Source organism: Shewanella sp. ALD9 (assembly GCF_002836315.1).
Lineage (GTDB): Bacteria > Pseudomonadota > Gammaproteobacteria > Enterobacterales > Shewanellaceae > Shewanella.
Genome location: NZ_PJCD01000040.1, coordinates 101,348 through 108,156 on the forward strand (window position 1 = coordinate 101,348; position 6,809 = coordinate 108,156).

Here is a 6,809-nt window from a genome sequence, read left to right on the forward strand (position 1 = left end):
ACCTAAAAATATCATTATGTTAGCAAGGTAAATAAGCATGTCGACTGCGGGATTAAATCTTGGTCTTTCCACATTATTCATAAAAAAAAACCTGTTAACAGAAGAACAGATTACGACTTCGATTTCGCAATCTCGTAAGACAAAAGTTTCGCTCGTTACCACCTTAATTCATTCAAAATTGCTATCCGCACGTGAAATAGCTGAATTATGCTATGAAGAATACGGTACGCCATTACTCGATTTAAGCGAGTTTGATCTAGCATCAATAGCTGAAGAGCTTTTAAACAAGAAACTCATTGCTAAACACAAATGCTTACCACTCTTTAAGCGCGGTAACCGCCTGTATATTGCGACATCAGACCCAACCAATATCGCCGCACTTGAAGACTTCCAGTTTAGTTTAGGTTTACATGCCGAAGCTATCCTAGTCGAAGACGATAAACTACTAAAAGCCTTAGAAAAAATACTAGAAGAAGACATTAGCGGCCTTGGCTTAGAAGGTATTGACGAAGAAGCCCTTGCGAATATTGAAGTAACTGACACAAGCCGTGACGATGAGCCAACCGGAGATAGCAGTGATGATGCTCCGATTGTTATTTATATTAATAAAATTCTTACCGATGCCATTCGCAAAGGAGCCTCAGACTTACATTTTGAACCTTACGAAAAACGCTACCGTATTCGTTTTCGTATCGACGGTATCTTGCATGAAGTATCAGAACCGCCAGTGAATCTCTCCAACCGGATTTCCGCCCGTTTAAAAGTGATGTCTAAACTGGATATTGCTGAGCGTCGCGTACCGCAAGATGGCCGTATAAAAATGAAACTGTCACGCACCAAATCTATCGATTTTCGTGTCAGTACCTTGCCCACTATCTGGGGTGAGAAAATAGTAATGCGTATATTGGATTCATCTTCCGCCCAGCTGGGGATTGAAAAGCTCGGTTATGAAGATGATCAACGTTTGTTATATGAAGAAATGCTCGCAAAACCGCAAGGAATGATTTTGGTCACTGGCCCTACGGGTTCAGGTAAAACTGTCTCCTTGTATACCGGCCTCAATATACTTAACACCGAAGAGCGTAATATTTCCACCGCCGAAGATCCGGTCGAAATTAACCTCGAAGGCGTTAATCAGGTTCACATTAATTTAAAAGCTGGTTTAACTTTCGCATCAGCTCTACGTTCATTTTTACGTCAGGATCCCGATGTGGTAATGGTCGGTGAAATTCGTGACTTAGAAACTGCCGAAATTGCCATTAAAGCCGCCCAAACGGGCCATTTAGTGTTATCAACCCTACATACTAATTCGGCTGCGGAAACCTTAACCCGTTTAATCAATATGGGTGTGCCCGGTTATAACATTGCTAGCTCAGTCAATTTAATTATTGCCCAACGACTTGCCAGGCGCCTATGCCCTGCATGCAAACATGAAGAAGAAATTCCTGTTGCTGAAATGCAACGCTTAGGCTTTAGTGAAACTAATATCGCAAAAGGTTTTACGGTATTTAAACCGGTTGGTTGCGAGCTATGCTCCGGTGGTTATAAAGGCCGAGTGGGTATATACGAAGTCATGAAAATGAGCGATGAAATTGCTCGGATTATTATGGAAGGTGGCAACTCACTCCAAATAGCCACCTTAGCCAAACAGCAAGGCATGCGCGATTTACGTCAATCTGGGCTACTTAAAGTCATTCATGGTGTAACCAGTATTGCCGAAATTAACCGTGTCACCAGTTTTTAATTCAGCTATAGTAAAATCAATTATTGTAAATCAACTCTTTAATTAGTTATTGTTTATTAAAAGTAATGTTCTAGCGTGGATGCAACGAAACAATAAAAGGACTGGCTAAATGGCCACAGCAACAGTAAAAAGAAAGACTAAGGCGAAGAAAACCACCAAGCACCAACCTAAGGTTTTTACTTACCAATGGAAGGGTGTTAATCGTGATGGTCAACGTACTTCTGGTGAGTTGAAAGGCTCCACGATTGCTGAAATCCGCAGTGTGTTAAAAGCACAAGGTGTTACTCCTAAGGGCGTGCGAAAAAAGTCAGCCCCTTTATGGAAATCCGAGAAAAAAATCACCGCGATGGACATTGCGATGATCACTCGCCAAATCGCTACCATGTTGGCTGCTGGTGTGCCATTAGTAACCACTATCGAACTACTAGGTCGTGGGCATGAAAAAGCCAAAGTGCGTGAATTATTGGGTACTATTTTATCTGATGTCCAATCCGGTATTCCACTTTCAGATGCACTAAGACCGCACCGACGCTATTTTGATGATTTATATGTCGACCTAGTCGCTGCCGGCGAACACTCAGGCTCACTTGATGCAGTATTTGACCGTGTAGCAACCTATCGTGAAAAAGCTGAGCAATTAAAGTCAAAAATTAAAAAAGCCATGTTTTACCCTGCTGCGGTGGTGGTAGTAGCTTTTGCTGTCACAACGCTACTATTATTATTTGTAGTTCCCCAATTTGAAGATATTTTTAAAGGATTTGGAGCTGAACTACCGGCATTCACCCAAATGATTATTGATATGTCTCGTTGGTTACAGGCTTCATGGTATTACTTCGCTATTGCAATTATTGCGGGTATTTGGCTATTTAGACGGACACATAGAAATTCGCAAGCATTCCGAGACCGTGTGGATGTTGCGGTTCTAAAAATCCCTGCTATTGGCGATATTCTTCACAAAGCTTCGATGGCTCGTTTTGCGCGTACTTTGGCAACTACATTCGCAGCAGGTGTGCCATTAATCGACGGTTTAGAGTCTGCTGCTGGGGCATCAGGTAATTATGTATACCGTAAAGCATTACTAAAAGTTCGCCAAGAAGTGATGGCAGGCATGCAAATGAATGTCGCTATGCTCACAACAGGCTTGTTTCCAGACATGTTAATTCAAATGGTAATGATTGGTGAAGAATCTGGCGGCTTAGATGAAATGCTTAATAAAGTATCAAACATTTATGAAATGCAAGTTGATGACGCTGTCGATGGTCTGTCGAGCCTAATTGAACCCGTTATGATGGTAGTAATTGGTACTGTTGTTGGCGGTTTAATTATCGGCATGTATTTACCTATTTTCGAAATGGGTAATATTGTCGGTTAATATTAAATAATTCTTAAAATAAAAAGAAAAAATGACTGAATTTATCACAACTTTTATTACAACAATGACTCAATATCCTTGGGTCTTTGTTGCAATTAGCTTTATTTTTTCTGCTACTATTGGCAGCTTTCTCAACGTCGTGATCCACCGTTTACCAGTGATGATGAAACGTGAATGGCAAAGCGAATGTAACTTTTACCTCAATGAATATCATCCTGACATTGTCAAACAAGTAGGCAGTGAGCATTTACAGAAAGCCATCGATCCCTTTCCTAAAAAGTACAATCTGGTAGTGCCAGGTTCTGCATGCCCTAAATGCAAAGCCAATATAAAGCCTTGGCATAATCTGCCAATATTAGGTTGGCTGATGCTTAAGGGTAAATGTGCCGATTGCAAAACCAGCATTTCAAGCCGCTATCCCATTATTGAACTGTTAACCGGTGTATTAATTGCCGCATTAGCCTGGCATTTTGGCCCTACATGGCAATTTGTGTATGCCAGTATTCTAACGTTTGTGTTAGTGGCGTTAACAGGCATCGATTTGGATGAAATGCTGTTACCAGACCAACTCACGTTACCAATCCTGTGGTTAGGATTAATCATTAACCTTAAAGGCATTTATACTAGTCCGGAAGACGCGATTATCGGCGCTGCTGCAGGGTATTTAAGTTTATGGTCGGTATTCTGGTTATTTAAATTAATCACTGGCAAAGAAGGCATGGGATACGGTGACTTTAAATTATTAGCCGTTTTCGGTGCTTGGTTAGGCTGGCAAATGCTGCCATTAATTATCTTACTGTCTTCACTAGTAGGCGCGGTAGTGGGCATAACCATGATTATGGCTAAACAACTCAATAAAGGTAACCCAATCCCTTTTGGTCCTTATATTGCTGCTGCAGGCTGGATAGCGTTAGTATGGGGACATGACATTCTTAATTGGTATCTTAGTACGTTATGAGCTTAAACAAGTATGTTGTAGGGTTAACAGGCGGCATAGCCAGTGGTAAAACCACCGTGGCTAACTTATTTGCAGAATATGGCATAGACTTAGTGGATGCCGATGTTATTGCCCGAGAGGTGGTATCAATAGGTTCTGATGGACTCAAAGCAATAGTGCAACACTTTGGTCAGTCACTGCTATTAACCGATGGTAGCCTTGATAGAGCAGCTCTACGAGCACAGGTATTCGATAATCCTCAACAACGTTTATGGCTTAATAATTTACTCCATCCAATGATCCGCCAAAAGATGCTCAACCAAGTGCAAGCATCGGTTTCTGCATATGTAATAATGGTAGTACCCTTGCTATTTGAGAATCATTTAGATAGTTTAGTTAATACTACTTTGGTTGTAGATATAGCACCAGAGTTACAGATTTCAAGGACGATGCAACGTGATGGTGTCAGTAAACAACAGGTAGAGCATATTCTGGCGAGTCAAATGACTCGAGAGCAACGACTTGCTAAAGCTGATAACATTATTGATAATCAAGGAGAATATGAGCTGTTGCGCAGTCAAGTACTTCGTCTGCATCAACAATACTTACAACAAGCAGCCGATTTAGAAACTAACGTCAATGACTGATTTAATTTATGAACAACCATTAAATGAAAAAATACGCAGTTATTTACGTATAGAAAACCTTGCCCTCCAGTTGCAACAGCATGCCGAACAAGATAACCAACATCAATGTTTTAGCCCTTTATTTGCTCTTGCCGAACTAACTGAACGATGTGATTATCGCACCGATATTTTAAAAGATATTGAAAAACAGATTCAGATAATTTCTCATTGGCGTGCCCACTCAAATGTAGATAACGCTCAAGTGGATCAACTCATCCAAAGGCTAATCGCACTAAAATTACCACTGCAAGCGCAAGAAAGAATTGGCTGTAGCCTTAAACAAGACAAATTTATCTCTGCATTACGACAGCGCTTCAACATGACTGGCGCATACTGTAATTTCGACTTTCCACAATTGCACTTTTGGCTTGGCAAAGACTGGCAACATCGACAGCAAGATATCAAAAGTTGGCTTATTCAATTCCAACCTCTACTCGCCCCAATCACATTACTTCTTGAACTGATTCGAACGACAGCAGATTTTGGTCTATGCCAAGCTCCAGTGGGTTTCTATCAAAGTAACTCAATACAACCGCTGTCATTAATTCGAGTGCAAATAAATTCCAATCAAAACTGCTACCCTACCGTCAGTGGTAACCGAAATCGTTATGCCATCCATTTTGTAGATTTCGATTTACATCGTCATACCTGTGAAACTGTTGAATTCTCACTAGCAACCTGCACTTAAACACTTTAACATCACTGGTAATATAAATAACCAAGAATGATTATGCCTTTAACAGTAGTAAACTGCCCAATTTGCAGAACCAAAGTTGAATGGAAAGACGAATCCCTATTTAAACCTTTTTGCAGCGAACGCTGTAAATTGATCGATCTTGGCGACTGGGCCTGCGAGAAGCATGCCATTCCGGTTAAGCACGATGTAGACCTAGATCTGTTGGATGATGCTGGTTTTGATGAAGGTGACTTCTTTAAACAATAAGTTCAAATTATAAAGGGGCAAACATGCAAAAAAGAATTCATGTCGCTGTCGGTGTCATCATTAATCAAGATAGGCACATTTTACTGGCTAAGAGGCTAGGACACCTTCATCAAGGTGGAAAGTGGGAATTCCCAGGTGGTAAGGTGGAAAATAATGAAACGGTTACGGAAGCGTTAATAAGAGAGCTTAAAGAAGAAGTTAATCTTGATGTAGCTAATTCAACTCCCTTCATGGACATCAGTCATGATTATCCAGATAAACACGTCAGACTTGATATTCATTTAATTACTGAATTTTCAAACCAAGCGAAAGGTATGGAGCAGCAACAAATTGAATGGGTGCCGATACATAGTATTGCAGAATACGACTTCCCAGAAGCCAATCAGCCTATTGTAGAAAAAATATTAGCTGAACTCTAAAATTGTCCCTCCCTATTTAAATACCGATCTGAAAAAATAAGTCCATTGCTAATAAAGTAATGGCCTTAAAACTGATATTGTCCTGCCTTGAAAAAATTCACAAATACTCCTTCTCTATCAATATTCATTGGAGCATTACATAGCGCCGTAATTAACCGTTGCTTAGTCATTTTAAAACGTTAAGTCGATAAAAACGTGGTCATAGTTATAACGACTATATGACTATGTCAATAGCCGAAATGGCAGCCTTGATGTGGTCAACTAAATCTGTACACCAACAGGAGTTGCGTCTTTACGCTGCCATTTCGGCAGCTGTTGGCGTCATATAATTGTTATAACTATGACCCCGTTTTATATTGTAGTGCTTTAGTATGTAATTCAATGCATCCTGCTTCGCTTCATCAAAATTGTTGTAACCATACTTCGGCATCCATTCTGTTTTAAAACTTCTAAAAAAGCGTTCCATTACCGCGTTATCCCAGCAGTTTCCTCGTCGACTCGTACTCTGCGTTATTTGATACTTCCACAACATTTGTCGATATTGAAGACTACTGTAATGGCAACCTTGGTCAGAATGAAACATCAGGTTTTGGGGCCGTCCACGACTTTCAAATGCCATTCTTAATGCTGCACAAGTCAAATCAGTATTCGGGCTGTCAGAGCAAGCCCAACCCACCACTTTTCTCGCATACAAATCCATTACCACGG

8 protein-coding genes are annotated in these 6,809 nt (G+C 40.5%); 7 read left to right on the forward strand and 1 reads right to left on the reverse strand.

Features of this window, described 5'->3' with window-relative positions; genetic code table 11:
* Positions 1-37: 37 nt before the first annotated feature.
* The 7 genes from pilB (at position 38) to mutT (ending at position 6,101) form a co-directional block, all read left to right on the forward strand.
* A complete protein-coding gene (pilB, locus tag CXF88_RS16725; protein ID WP_101087725.1) occupies positions 38-1,744 on the forward strand; it encodes a type IV-A pilus assembly ATPase PilB in 1,707 nt (568 codons plus the stop codon).
* Positions 1,745-1,853: 109 nt separating this feature from the next.
* A complete protein-coding gene (locus CXF88_RS16730; protein WP_101087726.1) occupies positions 1,854-3,116 on the forward strand; it encodes a type II secretion system F family protein in 1,263 nt (420 codons plus the stop codon).
* A 31-nt stretch (positions 3,117-3,147) separates the two neighbouring features.
* Complete coding sequence (locus CXF88_RS16735) at positions 3,148-4,074, forward strand: A24 family peptidase (protein ID WP_101087727.1); 927 nt, start codon at positions 3,148-3,150, stop codon at positions 4,072-4,074.
* Positions 4,071-4,700 (forward strand): dephospho-CoA kinase, encoded by a 630-nt coding sequence (coaE, locus tag CXF88_RS16740; RefSeq protein WP_101087728.1) that lies wholly within the window; start codon positions 4,071-4,073, stop codon positions 4,698-4,700. The genes CXF88_RS16735 and coaE overlap by 4 nt, the downstream gene beginning before the upstream one ends.
* The gene (gene zapD / locus CXF88_RS16745) at positions 4,693-5,427 is read left to right on the forward strand and encodes a cell division protein ZapD (protein WP_101087729.1); all 735 of its coding nucleotides are present in this window, start codon (positions 4,693-4,695) and stop codon (positions 5,425-5,427) included. The genes coaE and zapD overlap by 8 nt, the downstream gene beginning before the upstream one ends.
* Before the next feature lie 42 nt (positions 5,428-5,469).
* Positions 5,470-5,682, forward strand: coding sequence for a DNA gyrase inhibitor YacG (gene yacG, locus CXF88_RS16750; RefSeq protein ID WP_101087730.1), 213 nt, complete (start codon positions 5,470-5,472; stop codon positions 5,680-5,682).
* Positions 5,683-5,705: 23 nt separating this feature from the next.
* Entirely contained in the window at positions 5,706-6,101 is a 396-nt protein-coding gene (gene mutT / locus CXF88_RS16755; RefSeq protein WP_101087731.1) for an 8-oxo-dGTP diphosphatase MutT, read from the forward strand.
* 292 nt (positions 6,102-6,393) lie between these two features.
* Here mutT and CXF88_RS16760 read toward each other — a convergent pair.
* Positions 6,394-6,809: IS3 family transposase (locus CXF88_RS16760; RefSeq protein ID WP_157822821.1), on the reverse strand; the 416-nt coding region annotated here is incomplete at its 5' end.

What these genes read in the sequence shown, in the direction of transcription:
- yacG (WP_101087730.1), top strand. Translation starts at nt 5,470, where the DNA reads ATGCCTTTAACAGTAGTAAACTGCCCAATTTGCAGAACCAAAGTTGAA.
- mutT (WP_101087731.1), top strand. Translation starts at nt 5,706, where the DNA reads ATGCAAAAAAGAATTCATGTCGCTGTCGGTGTCATCATTAATCAAGAT.
- pilB (WP_101087725.1), top strand. Translation starts at nt 38, where the DNA reads ATGTCGACTGCGGGATTAAATCTTGGTCTTTCCACATTATTCATAAAA.
- CXF88_RS16735 (WP_101087727.1), top strand. Translation starts at nt 3,148, where the DNA reads ATGACTGAATTTATCACAACTTTTATTACAACAATGACTCAATATCCT.
- CXF88_RS16730 (WP_101087726.1), top strand. Translation starts at nt 1,854, where the DNA reads ATGGCCACAGCAACAGTAAAAAGAAAGACTAAGGCGAAGAAAACCACC.
- coaE (WP_101087728.1), top strand. Translation starts at nt 4,071, where the DNA reads ATGAGCTTAAACAAGTATGTTGTAGGGTTAACAGGCGGCATAGCCAGT.
- zapD (WP_101087729.1), top strand. Translation starts at nt 4,693, where the DNA reads ATGACTGATTTAATTTATGAACAACCATTAAATGAAAAAATACGCAGT.